Here is a 14,276-nt window from a genome sequence, read left to right on the forward strand (position 1 = left end):
CAGTCGGCGTAGGAGGAAAACATGCCAGCCGACCGTATCGACGCCGTCGTCAGCCTCGCCAAGCGCCGAGGCTTCGTCTTCCCCTCCAGCGAGATCTACGGAGGCACCCGGTCGGCGTGGGACTACGGTCCGCTCGGCGTGGAGCTGAAGGAGAACGTCCGCCGGCAGTGGTGGAAGACCATGGTCCAGCAGCGCGACGACGTGGTCGGCCTCGACTCCGCCGTCATCCTGGCGCGGGACGTCTGGGCCGCCTCCGGCCACCTCGACGCCTTCGTCGACCCGCTGACCGAGTGCCAGTCCTGCCACAAGCGGTTCCGGGCCGACCACCTCGAGGAGGCGTACGAGGCCAAGCACGGCAAGCCGCCGGCCTCGCTGACCGAGCTGAACTGCCCGAACTGCGGCAACAAGGGCACCTTCACCGAGCCGAAGATGTTCAACGGTCTGATGAAGACCTTCCTGGGCCCGGTGGAGAGCGAAGAGGGCCTGCACTACCTGCGCCCGGAGACGGCGCAGGGCATCTTCGTCAACTACAAGAACGTCGAGACGGTCGCCCGCAAGAAGCCGCCGTTCGGCATCGCGCAGACCGGCAAGTCGTTCCGCAACGAGATCACCCCGGGCAACTTCATCTTCCGTACGCGCGAGTTCGAGCAGATGGAGATGGAGTTCTTCGTCGAGCCGGGCACCGACGAACAGTGGCACGAGTACTGGCTCCAGGAGCGCTGGAACTGGTACCTCGACCTGGGCCTGTCGGAGGACAACCTGCGCTTCTACGAGCACCCGAAGGAGAAGCTCTCCCACTACTCGAAGCGCACCGTCGACATCGAGTACCGCTTCCAGTTCGGCGGCACCGAGTTCGCGGAGCTGGAGGGCATCGCCAACCGCACCGACTTCGACCTGTCCACGCACAGCAAGCACTCCGGCGTCGACCTGTCCTACTTCGACCAGACCAAGGGCGAGCGCTGGGTGCCGTACGTCATCGAGCCGGCCGCCGGCCTCACCCGGGCGGTGCTGGCCTTCCTGCTGGAGGCGTACGACGAGGACGAGGCGCCGAACACCAAGGGCGGCGTGGACAAGCGCACGGTGATGCGGTTCGACCCGCGGCTGGCCCCGGTCAAGGTGGCGGTGCTGCCGCTGTCGCGCAACGAGGCGCTCTCGCCCAAGGCGAAGGGCCTCGCCGCTGACCTGCGCAAGCGCTGGGTGGTGGAGTTCGACGACTCGCAGGCCATCGGCCGCCGCTACCGCCGTCAGGACGAGATCGGCACGCCGTTCTGTGTGACGGTCGACTTCGACACCCTGGACGACAACGCGGTGACCGTGCGGAACCGGGACACCATGGCCCAGGAGCGCATCTCCCTGGACCAGGTCGAGCGCTACCTGATCGAGCGCCTCCCCGGCTGCTGAGCTGCTGAACGGGGTCTCGGTCGGCGCGCAAGGGCGCCGGCCGGGGCCCCGTACACTTGTGCGGTGACCGCGCCGACTGTTCCCGCACTGCGCCCGCTGACCCTCGGGCAGCACCAGGTGTGGCCGCCGGTGGTGCTCGCGCCGATGGCGGGCATCACCAACGTCGGCTTCCGGCAGCTCTGCCGGGAACAGGGCGGCGGCATCTACGTCTGCGAGATGATCACCACCATCGCGCTGGTGGAGCGGAACCCGAAGACGCTGCGCATGATCGCCTTCGGCGAAGACGAGCGGCCCCGCAGCCTCCAGCTCTACGGCACCGACCCCGAGATCACCGCCGCCGCCGTGCGGATCGTGGTGGAGAAAAACCTCGCCGACCACATCGACCTCAACTTCGGCTGCCCGGTGCCCAAGGTCACCCGCAAGGGCGGCGGATCGGCGCTGCCGTGGCGCCGCCGGCTCTTCGCCCGCCTGGTCAGGGCTGCGGTGGACGCCGCGTCGCCCGCCGGCGTGCCGGTCACGGTCAAGATGCGCAAGGGCATCGACGACGATCACCTGACGTACGTCGAGGCGGGTCTCGCCGCGCAGGACGCCGGGGTGGCGGCGGTCGCCCTGCACGGGCGTACGGCGGCGCAGCGCTACTCGGGCACCGCCGACTGGGACGCCATCGCCACGCTCAAGCAGGCGCTCGACGTGCCGGTGCTCGGCAACGGCGACATCTGGGAGGCCGACGACGCGCTGCGGATGGTGGCGCACACCGGCGTCGACGGGGTGGTGATCGGCCGGGGCTGCCTGGGGCGTCCGTGGCTCTTCGCCGACCTGGAGGCCGCGTTCAACGGGAGCCCCGAGCGCCGGCTGCCCAGCCTCGGCGAGGTCGCGCAGACCATGCGCCGGCACGCGGAGCTGCTGGTCGACCAGTTCACCGCGGGGGCGCGCAATCCCGCGCGGGGCGAACGGGACGGCTGCACCGACTTCCGCAAGCACGTCGCCTGGTACCTGAAGGGCTTCCCGGTGGGCAGCGAGCTGCGCCGCGAGCTGGCGATGATCGAGAGCCTGGCCCAGCTCGACGACCTGCTCGGCAAGCTCGATCCGACCGAGCCCTTCCCGATCGCCACGCTCGGCCAGCCGCGCGGCCGCACCAATTCGCCCGGCAAGGTCTTCCTGCCCGACGGCTGGCTCGCCAGCCGGGACGACGACACCGTGCCCGAGGGCGCCGAGCTGGCCGACTCCGGCGGCTGACCGGGCCGGTACGAGCGAAGCCGCGCGACCGGCCGGTTCGGCCGCGGGCCCGGCTCGCCCGCGTCGAGGCGGATCGCGATCGCCCTGCTTGCCGACCACGGAGACGACGACAGGGCCGGGCCCCGTTTGGGGGCCGGCCCTTGTCGTTGGTGTTCGGTTGTGTGTTGCCTTGCCTGGATCAGGCGGCGTAGCCGCGGGTGGCGATCCAGTCGGCGAGGGCCTCGGTGGTGATCCAGTAGGAGGCCTGGGCCGGGTCGGCGGAGTCGGCGATCTTCACCGTCTCGCCGTTGTCGCGGTAGCCGACGACGCTGATGTAGTGCCCGCCCTCGAAGGAGTGGACGCCGCCGTCGGTGTCGGTGGCGGTGCCGGCGATGTTGGCCACCGGGGCGCGGCCGTCGTCGACGGCCTTGACGACGTCGGCGCGCAGCTTGGTGGTCTGCTTGTCGTCGGCCCTGGCCTGGCTGATCTCGACGCTGCGGTAGGCGTCCTTGCCGGTTTCCTTGTTCAGCACGGGGGTGATGTCGTTGATGGAGTCGGTGCCGGCCTCGGTGGTGCCCATCTGCTCAGCCATGGCGTCGACGTTGATGTCCTTGCCCTGCACGCTCAGGGCGTTGCGGGTGGCGGCGGGGCCGCAGTAGTAGAAGTTCGGCTGGGCCTCGTAGGCGACGTCGAGTTCCTTCTGCCCGCCCTTACGGTCACGGTCCTGCGTGACGGCGACAGGCTTGCTGTCGACGGGGGCCGCGTACGTGGCGGTGACGGGGCCGGCGATGGCGCCGCCGGTGAAGGCGAGGCCGGCAGCGGTCAGGGCGGTCTTACGGATCAGATCGGTACGCATGATCGTATGCACCTTTCGATCGGGGGTACGCGGCACACCGAAAAAGGGGGGGTGGGTGGCCACGGGTGAGGAAAGGTCGAAGACCAGAAGGGGTGCGCCCGCGCTTGGGGGCGCGTCCCGGGGAGATGTAACCGGCTGGGCCGGCCACGCATTCCGGGCCGTCGCCCCGGCCGCCGAAACGACCTGGGGGTTACGCGCTCGCGACGGTTACAACGTCGAGGGCCCGCGCTCCATGCCCGTTGGGAGGGGTGGCCCCGCCACCACAACCCACCACCAACCGGACACCAACCCCACGCCGCCCCACGCCGCGGCGTCTGCACCCCTCGGCGAACCGGACACCCATCCCATAGCGGCCCTCACCTGGTGTCCAGCAGCATGGCGCCTCCGACGGCCGGGCGTCTCCCACGGGCCGGGCCTTCTCCAGCGGGCCGGGCGTCTCTACCGGGCCGGGCGTCTCCACCGGGCCGGGCGTCGGGAATCATCGGTGCGCCCTGTCGAGCTGAGTCGTTTGTGACATCAACCGGCCGTCCGGCCGTGGCCGGGTTGCGGGGGCGGGCCGGGGGCGATGCGCTGTTGCCGCTGTCGAGCTGAGTCGTTTGTGACATCAACCGGCCGTCCGGCCCTGCCGGGTTGCGGGGGCAGGCCGGGGAGGCGATCCGCGTTGCCGCTGTCGAGCTGAGTCGTTCGCGACATCATCCGGCCGGCGGCCCCCGTGATTCGTTTGCGAGATCATCCGGCGGGCGGGCCCCGTGATTCGTTTGCGAGATCATCCGGCCGGCGGCCCCCGTGATTCGTTTGCGACATCAGCTCGACAGGGACGACACGGAAAAGCGACGGCCCGGTGGCTGGTGCCATCGGGCCGTCGCTCTTGTGCTGCTTGCCTCACTCGTCGGCCCCGCGGCGGCGGTGCCGCCGAGGTCGGCCGGGGCGTGCGACGTCAGGCAGTCGGGGCGGGGGCCCCTTCGGGGCCGGGCTGGGTGGGGATCGTCGCCGGGAACGCGGCCGGAGCCGGCTGCTCCGCCGGCCAGGGCACCTCCGGGTCGCGGTGGAAGACGATGCCGGCGGTGGACCAGCGCGGGCCGTGCCCGGCCAGCCGGTCGCGGAACCCGGCCCAGTCGTGCGTCGCCCGCGGGGACCAGCCCAGCTCGGCGATCGCGGGCAGCCGGGGGAAGAACATGAACTCGACCTCGGCCCGCGAGGTGACCGACTCGGTCCACAGCGGCGCCTCCACCCCGAGCACCGCGTCGGCGGGGACGCCGGCCACGTGGGCGGCGGGGTCCCAGTCGTACGCCCGGCGGACGTCGATCAGGCCCGCCCAGTCGTGCCCGATGGGGGTGTCCGGGGCGTACTTCATGTCGAGGTAGGCGTGGTTGCCGGGGGAGAGGAGCAGTCGGGCGCCCCGGCGGACGGCGTCCGCGGTGACGGGGTCCTCGCCCGTCGTCCCCCACCACTGGAGCACCCGCCCGTCGGCGTGCTCGGCGGGCGCGATCTGGTGCCAGCCGACCACCGTCTTGCCGGTGCCGGCGACGATCCGCTGGACGCGCTCGACGAAGGCGGCGTACGCGTCGGGGAGCACCTTGAACGCCTCGTCGCCCCCGATGTGCAGCCACGGTCCGGGGGTGAGCGCGGCGATCTCGCCGAGCACGTCGGCGACGAACTCGTACGTCCGCTCGCTGGCCGGGTCGACGTAGCTGAAGCCGACCTCGGTGCCGGTGTACGGCGGCGGCGCGACCCGGTCCGGCGCCAGCTCCCCGTACGCGGTCAGCGCTGCGTGGGTGTGCCCCGGCAGGTCGATCTCCGGCACGACGGTGATGTGCCGCTGCGCCGCGTAGGCCACGATCCGGCGGTAGTCGTCGCGCGTGTAGTGCCCGCCGGGGCCGTCGCCCACCTCGGACGCCCCGCCGACGGTGGCCAGCCGGGGCCACGAGTCGACGGCGATCCGCCAGCCCTGGTCGTCGGTGAGGTGCAGGTGCAGGTGGTTGAGCTTGTAGCGGGCCAGGTGGTCGATGACCCGGAGCACGTCCGACACGCCGAAGAAGTGCCGGGCCACGTCGAGCATGGCGCCCCGGTAGGCGAACCGGGGGCGGTCGGTGATCGAGCCGCCGGGCAGCGCCCAGCGCTCGGCGACCGGCGTCGGGCTCTCGATCGCCGCCGGCAGGAGCTGCCGCAGCGTCTGCGTACCGAAGAAGAGCCCGGCCGGGGTGGCGGCCTCGACGCGTACCCCGTCGGGTGTCACGTCGAGCCGGTAGCCCTCCGCGCCGAGGTCGTCGGCGTCGACCAGCGCCAGCGCGATGCCGCCGGCGGGCTCCGGGCGGGTGGCGTCGGCGACCGGCAGCGGGTAGCCGGTGGCCGGTCGGAGGAGGGCGGCGAGCTGCTCGCCGACGGCCCGGACGGCGTCGTCGGCGCTCACCCGTACGGCCGACTCGGCGGTGAGGACGAAGTCGGCGGTCGGGTCGGGCGCGACCAGTTCGGGGGCGGGCACCACGTCGCCCAGCCGGACCGGGGTGGGCGGGGCGAGCAGGCCGTCGGCGGTCTGGGCCGCCGCCCGGGCCAGCTCGGCGGCGGCCGGCGCGTGGGCCGGCAGGTCGAGGTGCCTGGGCGCCCGGTCGTCCAGGCCGGTGGCGGACGGGTCGAGCGGCTCAGAGGCGGTGGGAACGGATGGCACGGCGATGGCTCCCCGGGGGTGTATTCGCGGCTGTTATGGCAAAGGTGATTCACCGAGATGCGTGCCGCCAAGGGTACGAGGGAGAGGCCGAAGTTGCGTGATCGTGCGCGTGGAAGCGTTCCCAAAGACCGGTACGAACGCGGATAGTCGTGATGGCTGTGCCTATTGTCACCGAACGGCCCCGGGCCACGCGAAGTTCGCTTAGCCTTCGCCCACCAGCCGGCATGGCATCGGTGATTACCGGTGGTCCGCCCCGGGGTATGGAGCAACTGAACCTTCGTTAAGTGTCGGACCGGCGCGCGTGGGAGGCTCTGGTGGCAGCGCAAGAGACGGTGGAACACAAGTACGTCTACGACTTCGCCGAGGGCAACAAGGACCTGAAGGACCTGCTCGGCGGCAAGGGGGCCAACCTGGCCGAGATGACCAACCTCGGCCTGCCGGTCCCGCCGGGCTTCACCATCACCACCGAGGCCTGCAAGGCGTACCTCGCCACCGGTGAGGAGCCCGACGGGCTGGCCGACCAGATCGCCGCGCACCTGGCGTCGCTGGAGCAGGCGATGGGCAAGCGCCTCGGCGACCCGCAGGACCCGCTGCTCGTCTCCGTACGGTCCGGGGCCAAGTTCTCCATGCCGGGCATGATGGAGACCGTCCTCAACGTCGGCCTCAACGACCGCAGCGTCCAGGGACTCGCACGACAGGCCGACGGCTCGGCTGACCGGGCCGCCTCCGGCGGCGCAGACCGCTTCGCCTGGGACTCGTACCGCCGCCTGATCCAGATGTTCGGCAAGACCGTCTGCGAGGTGCCGGGCGAGGAGTTCGAGCACGCGCTCGACGACGTCAAGCGCGCCAAGGGCACCCAGAACGACCTCGACCTCGACGCGGACGACCTGCGCGGGCTGGTCGACGCGTACAAGAGGATCTTCCTCAAGCACACCGGCCGGGAGTTCCCGCAGGAGCCGCGCGAGCAGCTCGACCTGGCCATCCGCGCGGTCTTCGAGTCGTGGAACGCCGAGCGCGCGGTGCTCTACCGCCGTCAGGAGCGGATCCCGGCCGACCTCGGCACCGCGGTCAACGTGGTGGCGATGGTCTTCGGCAACCTCGGCTCCGACTCCGGCACCGGCGTCGCGTTCACCCGCGACCCCGCCAGCGGCGCCCAGGGCATCTACGGCGACTACCTGGCCAACGCCCAGGGCGAGGACGTCGTCGCCGGCATCCGCAACACCGTGCCGTTGCAGGAGCTGGAGAAGCTCGACAAGAAGTCCTACGACGAGCTGCTCAGTTACATGGCCCGGCTGGAGGGGCACTACCGGGACCTCTGCGACATCGAGTTCACCATCGAGCGCGGCAAGCTCTGGATGCTCCAGACCCGGGTCGGCAAGCGCACCGCCGCGGCGGCGTTCGTCATCGCCGGCCAACTCGTCGACGAGGGCCTGATCGACCTCGACGAGGCGCTGCACCGGGTCAACGGCGCGCAGCTCGCCCAGCTGATGTTCCCGCGCTTTCAGCTCGACCACGAGTTCCAGCCGGTTGCCAAGGGCATCGGCGCCTCCCCGGGCGCGGCGGTGGGCAAGGTCGTCTTCACCTCTGCCCGTGCGGTCGAGCTGGCCGCCGAGGGAGAGGACGTGATCCTGGTCCGCCGGGAGACCAATCCGGACGACCTGAACGGCATGATCGCCGCCAAGGGCATCCTCACCTCGCGGGGCGGCAAGACCAGCCACGCCGCCGTGGTGGCCCGGGGCATGGGCAAGACCTGCGTGTCCGGCGCGGACGAGCTGGACATCGACATCCCGCAGCGGAAGTTCACCGTGGCCGGGCAGACCGTGAGCGAGGGCGACGTCGTCTCCATCGACGGCACCACCGGCAAGGTCTACCTCGGCGAGGTGCCGGTCATGCCGTCGGAGGTCGTGCAGTATTTCGAGGGCAGCCTCGACCCGGAGCACATCGACAACGCCCTGGTCCGGGCCGTACACCGGATCATGTCGCACGCCGACGCCAAGCGGCGGTTGACCGTCCGCACGAACGCCGACACCGGCGCGGACGCCGCCCGGGCCCGGCGGTTCGGCGCGGAGGGCATCGGCCTCTGCCGGACCGAGCACATGTTCCTCGGCGACCGTCGTGAGCTGGTCGAGCGGCTGATCCTGGCCCGCACCGACGACGAGCGGGACGAGGCGCTCGCCGCGCTGCTGCCGTTGCAGCGGGACGACTTCGTGGAGATCTTCCGGGAGATGGACGGGCTGCCGGTCACCGTCCGGCTGATCGACCCGCCGCTGCACGAGTTCCTGCCGCCGCTGGAACAACTCGCGGTCAACGTCGCGGTCGCCCAGGAGCGCGGCGAGGACGTGGCCCAGGAGGAGGCCCTGCTCGCCGCCGTCCGCCGGATGCACGAGGAGAACCCGATGCTGGGCCTGCGTGGGGTCCGCCTCGGCCTGGTCATCCCCGGACTCTTCGCGATGCAGGTCCGGGCGATCGTCGAGGCGGCGGTCGCGTGTGCCCAGCGTGGCGGCGACCCCCGGCCGGAGATCATGGTCCCGCTGGTCGGCGCGGTGCAGGAGCTGGAGACGGTACGCGCCGAGGCGGAGAAGATCATCGAGGAGGTGACCCGGGAGAAGGCGGTCGACGTGCTGATCGGCACCATGATCGAGGTGCCGCGGGCGGCGCTGACCGCCGGGCAGATCGCCGAGGCGGCGCAGTTCTTCTCCTTTGGCACCAACGACCTGACCCAGATGGCCTGGGGCTTCTCCCGGGACGACGTCGAGGGCGCGTTCTTCTGGCGCTACCTGGAGCTGGGCATCTTCGGCATCTCGCCGTTCGAGTCGATCGACCGGGACGGCGTGGGTCGGCTGGTCCGCATCGCCGCGCAGGAGGGCCGGGCGGCCCGGCCGGAGCTGAAGCTCGGCGTCTGCGGCGAGCACGGCGGCGACCCCGACTCGGTGCACTTCTTCCACGAGGTGGGCCTGGACTACGTGTCCTGCTCGCCCTTCCGGGTGCCCGTCGCCCGGCTCGAAGCCGGCCGCGCCGCGGTGGAGACGGACGGCTCCGACAGCCGCTGAGGCCGACAGTTCGGCAGATCGGCGGCGGGCCCGGGGGAGCGGGTCCGCCGCCGATGCCGTGCGGTGCGCCCGTGCCGGCGCGACCGTCGGTCGACTCCCGGGTGGCTCAGATCGGCGGGCGGCGCCAGGCGTGGTGGGTGGCGCGGCGGGGCAGGGCGCCCCTGGTGGGGCGGGCCGCGAGCGAGGCGTGCGCCTCCGGCGTCGGCGTCCCCCCGACCGGCCGGCGGGTGTCCAGCACCGAGCCGGTGCGCCGGGCCACCGCCCGGGCGTCGGCGTGCAGCGCCTCGAGGTCGGCGGCGCCGTCGGCGACCAGCGTCAGCAGGGCGCTGCGCCCGGCGGGGTAGGTGACCACCGCGCCGTCCGCGGTGCGCAGCACCGACTCCCGGAACTCCCCTTGCCGCACGGTGTCGGCCACCCGGTGGCCGAGGCCGAAACTCGCCGCCGCGAGCGCCGCCAGGTGGGTGGCGTCCGTCGTCGGCAGGTCGCTGGAGATCAGCAGGCCGTCGGTGCCGGCCAGCACCGTGCCCGCCACCTCGGGGCGGCGTCGGCGCAGCCCCTGCAACTCCGTTCCCATCATCGTGTCCGCGTTCACGGGTTTCTCTCCCACCGTCGGGCCCTCAGTCTGGTCACGTTCCGCTCCGGGAACGCTACCGCCGGCCATGCCGGACCGAGGTCCCGTAACGGTCGGCGATCGGCTGACAACTCTCGCCTGAACGGAGGTTGCGGTCCGTCCGGCGCGCGCCGGCGACGAGCCGTTCGGGCCGCCCGGGCGTAACCTGATCGGCATGAGCAGCGCCTGGGAGAGCCTGACCGTCGACGCCCGGGACCCGGCCCGGCTCGCCCGCTGGTGGGCCGAGGCACTGGGCTACCAGGTGGTGGCCGAGCAGCCGGACGGGGTGGAGATCCGGCGGTCCGCCGACCGGCTGCCGGGCATCACCTTCGTGCCCGTCGCCGACGACAAGGAGACCAAGAACCGGCTGCACATGGACCTGCGCCCCGACGACCAGGAGGCCGAGGTCGAGCGGCTGGTCGACATGGGCGCCCGGCACGTCGACATCGGGCAGGGCGGCGTCGAGTGGATCGTGCTCGCCGACCCGGAGGGCAACGAGTTCTGCGTGCTGCGGCAGCGTGGGGACTGAGCGTCCCGGGCCGGACGACCCGGACACGGCCCGCTGGGTCGGCGAGCCGCCGAAGGACACCGGGTACGGGCGGTCGGCGTACGAGCGGGACCGGGCCCGGGTGCTGCACTCGGCGGCGTTCCGGCGGCTCGCCGCGAAGACCCAGGTGCACACGGCCGGCACCGACGACTTCCTGCGGACCCGGTTGACCCACTCGCTGGAGGTCGCGCAGATCGCCCGGGAGATGGGCGCCCGGCTGGGCTGCGACCCGGACGTGGTGGACACCGCCGGGCTCGCCCACGACCTGGGACACCCGCCGTTCGGGCACAACGGCGAGGACGCGCTGGACGTGCTGGCGGCCGGGTGCGGCGGCTTCGAGGGCAACGCGCAGACGCTGCGGGTGCTGACCCGGCTGGAGGCGAAGGTGGTCGCCCCGGACGGCACGTCCGCCGGCCTCAACCTGACCCGCGCCTCGCTCGACGCGGTCAGCAAGTACCCGTGGCCCCGCCGCCCGGGTCGGCGGAAGTTCGGGGCGTACGCCGACGACCTGCCGGTCTTCGCCTGGCTGCGGGCCGGCGCCCCTGCCGGGCCGCCCGCCGCGCCGGGCGGCGGCGACGCGACGGCGGGCGCCGACGGGCGGCGCTGCCTGGAGGCGCAGGTGATGGACTGGGCCGACGACGTCGCGTACTCGGTGCACGACGTCGAGGACGGCATCCACGGCGGGTACGTGACGCTGCGCCCGTTGCTGGACGACTCCGACGAGCGGGCCGCGCTCTGCGCCGACGTCGCGGCCACCTATTCCGGCGAGTCCCCGGCCGACCTGGACGAGGTGCTGCGGGAGCTGCTCGACGACCCGGTGCTCGCCCCGCTGGCCGGCTACGACGGCAGCCACCGCGCGCTGGCCGCGCTGAAGGCGACCACCAGCGTGCTGACCGGCCGGTTCGTCTCGACCGTCGTGGCGGCCACCGAGGAGCGGTACGGCCCCGGCCCGCACCGCCGGTACGCCGCCGACCTGGTGGTGCCCCGGCGGATCCGGGCGCGGTGCGCGCTGCTCAAGGGCATCGCCCTGCGGTACGTGATGCGCCGCCCCGGCGCCGAGGGTCGCTACCAGCGGCAGCGGGAGGTGCTGGCTGATCTGGTGCACGCCCTCACCGGTCGGGCGCCGGACGCGCTGGATCCGGTCTTCGCCCCGCTCTGGCGGGCCGCGCCGGACGACGCCGCCCGGCTCCGGGTGGTGATCGACCAGGTCGCCTCGCTGACCGACCCGGCGGCCGTGGCCTGGCACGCGCGGCTGGCGCGCCGCCCCGGGGCCGACGGAGGGCCGATGGGCGACCCGGATTACTTAGGCTAACCTAACCAGCATGACGGAGCGCCCGAAGAAGGTCACGTCCGCCCGCGTACTGCGCACCGAGCGGCCCACGCCCCACCTGATCCGGCTCGTGCTCGGCGGCGAGGAACTGGTCGGCCTGCCGGTGGGCGAGTTCACGGACCACTACATCAAGATCGTTTTTCCGGTGCCCGGGGTCGACTACCCGAGCCCGATGGACCTCGCGGCGATCCGTCGTGACCTGCCCCGGGAGCAGTGGCCACGGCTGCGCGCGTACACGGTGCGGGCCTGGGACCCGCTGGCCGGGGAGCTGACCGTCGACGTCGTGCACCACGGCGACGAGGGGCTCGCCGGGCCGTGGGCGGCCGCGCTGCGCCCCGGCGACCCGGTGCACTTCGTCGGCCCCGGCGGGGCGTACGCCCCCAGCCCGGACGCCGACTGGCACCTGCTGGTCGGCGACGAGAGCGCGCTGCCGGCGATCGCCGCCGCCCTGGAGCGGTTGCCCGTCGGCGCCCCGGCCGTCGCGTTCGTCGAGGTCGCCGACCCGGCCGAGGAGCAGCGGCTGGTCAGCCCGGGCGCGGTGCGCCTGACCTGGCTGCACCGCGGCGGGCGCCCGGTCGGGGAGGCCCTGGTCGCGGCGGTCCGCGACCTGGAGTTCCCGCCCGGCGAGGTGCACGCCTTCGTCCACGGCGAGGCCACCTTCGTGAAGGAACTGCGCCGTCTGCTCCGCGTCGAGCGCGGCGTCACCCGCGACCGGCTCTCCATCTCCGGCTACTGGCGCCGGGGCATGGACGACGAGGGCTGGCGCGCCAGCAAGCCCGACTGGAACCGCCAGGTCGAGGCCGAGGAGTCCGCCGCCGTCCCCGCCTGAGTGGCCGCCCCGGGCACCCGGGGGCGGGCGTTCGCCCGATATCGCCGTGTGCCGCCCCCGTGCCCAGCAGGATGGGCGGGGGGTGACCATGAGCGAGCAGGGGCGGGACCGGCCACGGGCGGTGGGCCGGGTCGATCCGGTGGTGCTGGCACTCAGCGTCGGCGGCGTGCTGGCCGTGGTGGCCTGGGGCGTGCTGGCCCGGGGCTCCCTGGCCGGCTTCGGCGAGTCCGGCCTGGCCTGGGTGATCAACACCTTCGGCTGGTTCTTCGTGGTGGCCGCCGACGCCTTCCTGGTGCTCTCGGTGGTCATCGCCGCGACGAAGTTCGGCCGGATCCGGCTCGGCGCCGACGACGACGAACCCGAGTTCAGCACGCTCGCCTGGGTGGCGATGATGTTCAGCACCGGCATGGGCATCGGCCTGGTCTTCTACGCCGTCGCCGAGCCGATCGAGCACTACGCCGCCCCGCCGCCGGCCACCGGCATCGCGCCGAACACCGGGGCGGCCGGGGCGGCGGCGATGCAGTACACGCTCTTCCACTGGACCCTGCACCCGTGGGCGATCTACGCGGTGGTGGCGCTCGCGCTGGCGTACTCGACGTTCCGCAAGGGGCGGGAGAACCGCATCTCGGCGGCCTTCCAGCCGCTGCTCGGCGCGCGGGCGGACGGCCCGGTCGGCCGGGCGATCGACCTGCTGGCCGTCTTCGCCACCGTCTTCGGCTCGGCCACCAGTCTCGGCCTCGGCGCCCTCCAGGTCGCCGCCGGGCTGGACCTGCTCACCCCCGTGCCGGACAGCACGGCGGTCGAGCTGGTGGTGATCGCCGCCCTCACCCTGGCCTTCGTCGTCTCCGCCTTCTCCGGCCTGCACCGGGGAATCAAGTGGCTGTCCACCACCAACGTGGTGCTCGCGGTCGCGCTGATGGTCTTCGTGTTCGTGGCCGGCCCGACCATCTACACGCTGGAGGTGCTGCCCGCCTCGGTCGGCGACTACCTGAGCCACCTGATCACCATGTCCACCCGTACCGGCGCGTTCTCCGACCCGGCCTGGCTGGGCTCCTGGACGATCTTCTACTGGGCGTGGTGGATCTCCTGGGCCCCGTTCGTCGGCATCTTCATCGCCCGGATCTCCCGGGGGCGCACGGTCCGGCAGTTCGTCGCCGGCGTGCTGCTGGTGCCCAGCGGGGCCAGCGTGGTCTGGTTCGCGGTGATGGGCGGCAGTGCCCTGCGGGTGCAGGCCACCGGCGCCCGGGACCTGGTCGCCGATGTCGGCGCGGGCACCGAGCGGGCGCTCTTCGGTCTGCTCGAGGCGCTGCCCCTGGCGGGCCTGACCACCCTGCTGGCGATGGTGCTGGTCGCGCTCTTCTTCGTCACCGGCGCCGACTCCGCCGCGCTGGTGCTCGGCTCGCTGACGTCCCGGGGCGCGCTGCGCCCGCACCGCGCGCTGGTCGTGGTCTGGGGCGTGCTGATCGGGGCGGTGGCCGCGGTGCTGCTGCTGGTCGGCGGGCTGGACGCGCTGCAACAGGCGACCATCCTCGTCGCGCTGCCGTTCGTGGTGGTCATGCTCGGCCTGGCCGTCGCGCTGTTCCGGGACATGGCCCGGGACCCGGCGGTCACCCCGCCGCCGCGGGCCCGCCGCTACGGCCTGGCCGCGGCGATCCGCGCCGCCCGGTCGTACGAGGAGGAGGACCCGCCGCCGGTGCGGCGCTACCTGCGGCGCCGCCCGCGGTGACCGGCGCGGAGCCGCCGGGGGTGACCCGGCCGCGACGGCGGAACCGT

10 protein-coding genes are annotated in these 14,276 nt (G+C 73.0%); 7 read left to right on the plus strand and 3 right to left on the minus strand.

Annotated features, from left to right (window positions below):
- The first annotated feature begins 21 nt into the window (after nt 1–21).
- On the plus strand, nt 22–1,401 hold the full coding sequence (locus ACFY23_RS06485) for a glycine--tRNA ligase (RefSeq protein ID WP_350684690.1): 1,380 nt from the start codon (nt 22–24) through the stop codon (nt 1,399–1,401).
- A gap of 63 nt (nt 1,402–1,464) precedes the next feature.
- Nucleotides 1,465–2,637, plus strand: coding sequence for a tRNA dihydrouridine synthase DusB (gene dusB, locus ACFY23_RS06490; RefSeq protein WP_350684689.1), 1,173 nt, complete (start codon nt 1,465–1,467; stop codon nt 2,635–2,637).
- Nucleotides 2,638–2,815: 178 nt separating this feature from the next.
- Here dusB and ACFY23_RS06495 read toward each other — a convergent pair whose 3' ends face one another.
- Together ACFY23_RS06495 and ACFY23_RS06500 are read right to left on the minus strand one after the other, a co-directional pair.
- Nucleotides 2,816–3,472 (minus strand): C39 family peptidase, encoded by a 657-nt coding sequence (locus ACFY23_RS06495; RefSeq protein WP_387036731.1) that lies wholly within the window; start codon nt 3,470–3,472, stop codon nt 2,816–2,818.
- Between the two features lie 937 nt (nt 3,473–4,409).
- Nucleotides 4,410–6,086 (minus strand): beta-N-acetylhexosaminidase, encoded by a 1,677-nt coding sequence (locus tag ACFY23_RS06500; protein ID WP_350684526.1) that lies wholly within the window; start codon nt 6,084–6,086, stop codon nt 4,410–4,412.
- A 365-nt stretch (nt 6,087–6,451) separates the two neighbouring features.
- Between ACFY23_RS06500 and ppdK the strand changes: the two genes are divergently transcribed.
- Nucleotides 6,452–9,187 carry a pyruvate, phosphate dikinase gene (gene ppdK, locus ACFY23_RS06505; RefSeq protein WP_350684513.1) on the plus strand — a complete coding sequence of 912 codons (2,736 nt, stop codon included), beginning with the start codon at nt 6,452–6,454 and terminating at the stop codon, nt 9,185–9,187.
- Between the two features lie 106 nt (nt 9,188–9,293).
- On the opposite strand, the gene ACFY23_RS06510 is transcribed toward ppdK, so the two are convergent.
- Nucleotides 9,294–9,779, minus strand: a complete 486-nt coding sequence (locus ACFY23_RS06510) for a roadblock/LC7 domain-containing protein (RefSeq protein ID WP_350684514.1) — start codon at nt 9,777–9,779, stop codon at nt 9,294–9,296.
- Between the two features lie 193 nt (nt 9,780–9,972).
- Between ACFY23_RS06510 and ACFY23_RS06515 the strand changes: the two genes are divergently transcribed.
- The 4 genes from ACFY23_RS06515 (at nt 9,973) to ACFY23_RS06530 (ending at nt 14,229) form a co-directional block, all read left to right on the plus strand.
- On the plus strand, nt 9,973–10,326 hold the full coding sequence (locus tag ACFY23_RS06515; protein WP_350684515.1) for a VOC family protein: 354 nt from the start codon (nt 9,973–9,975) through the stop codon (nt 10,324–10,326).
- On the plus strand, nt 10,316–11,656 hold the full coding sequence (locus ACFY23_RS06520) for a deoxyguanosinetriphosphate triphosphohydrolase (RefSeq protein ID WP_350684516.1): 1,341 nt from the start codon (nt 10,316–10,318) through the stop codon (nt 11,654–11,656). The genes ACFY23_RS06515 and ACFY23_RS06520 overlap by 11 nt, the downstream gene beginning before the upstream one ends.
- Nucleotides 11,657–11,666: 10 nt before the next feature.
- Complete coding sequence (locus tag ACFY23_RS06525) at nt 11,667–12,503, plus strand: siderophore-interacting protein (protein WP_350684517.1); 837 nt, start codon at nt 11,667–11,669, stop codon at nt 12,501–12,503.
- Nucleotides 12,504–12,591: 88 nt separating this feature from the next.
- Complete coding sequence (locus ACFY23_RS06530; RefSeq protein ID WP_350684518.1) at nt 12,592–14,229, plus strand: BCCT family transporter; 1,638 nt, start codon at nt 12,592–12,594, stop codon at nt 14,227–14,229.
- Nucleotides 14,230–14,276: the final 47 nt, after the last annotated feature.

Origin of the sequence: Micromonospora sp. NPDC000121 (genome assembly GCF_042899165.1) — a bacterium.
GTDB lineage: Bacteria > Actinomycetota > Actinomycetes > Mycobacteriales > Micromonosporaceae > Micromonospora.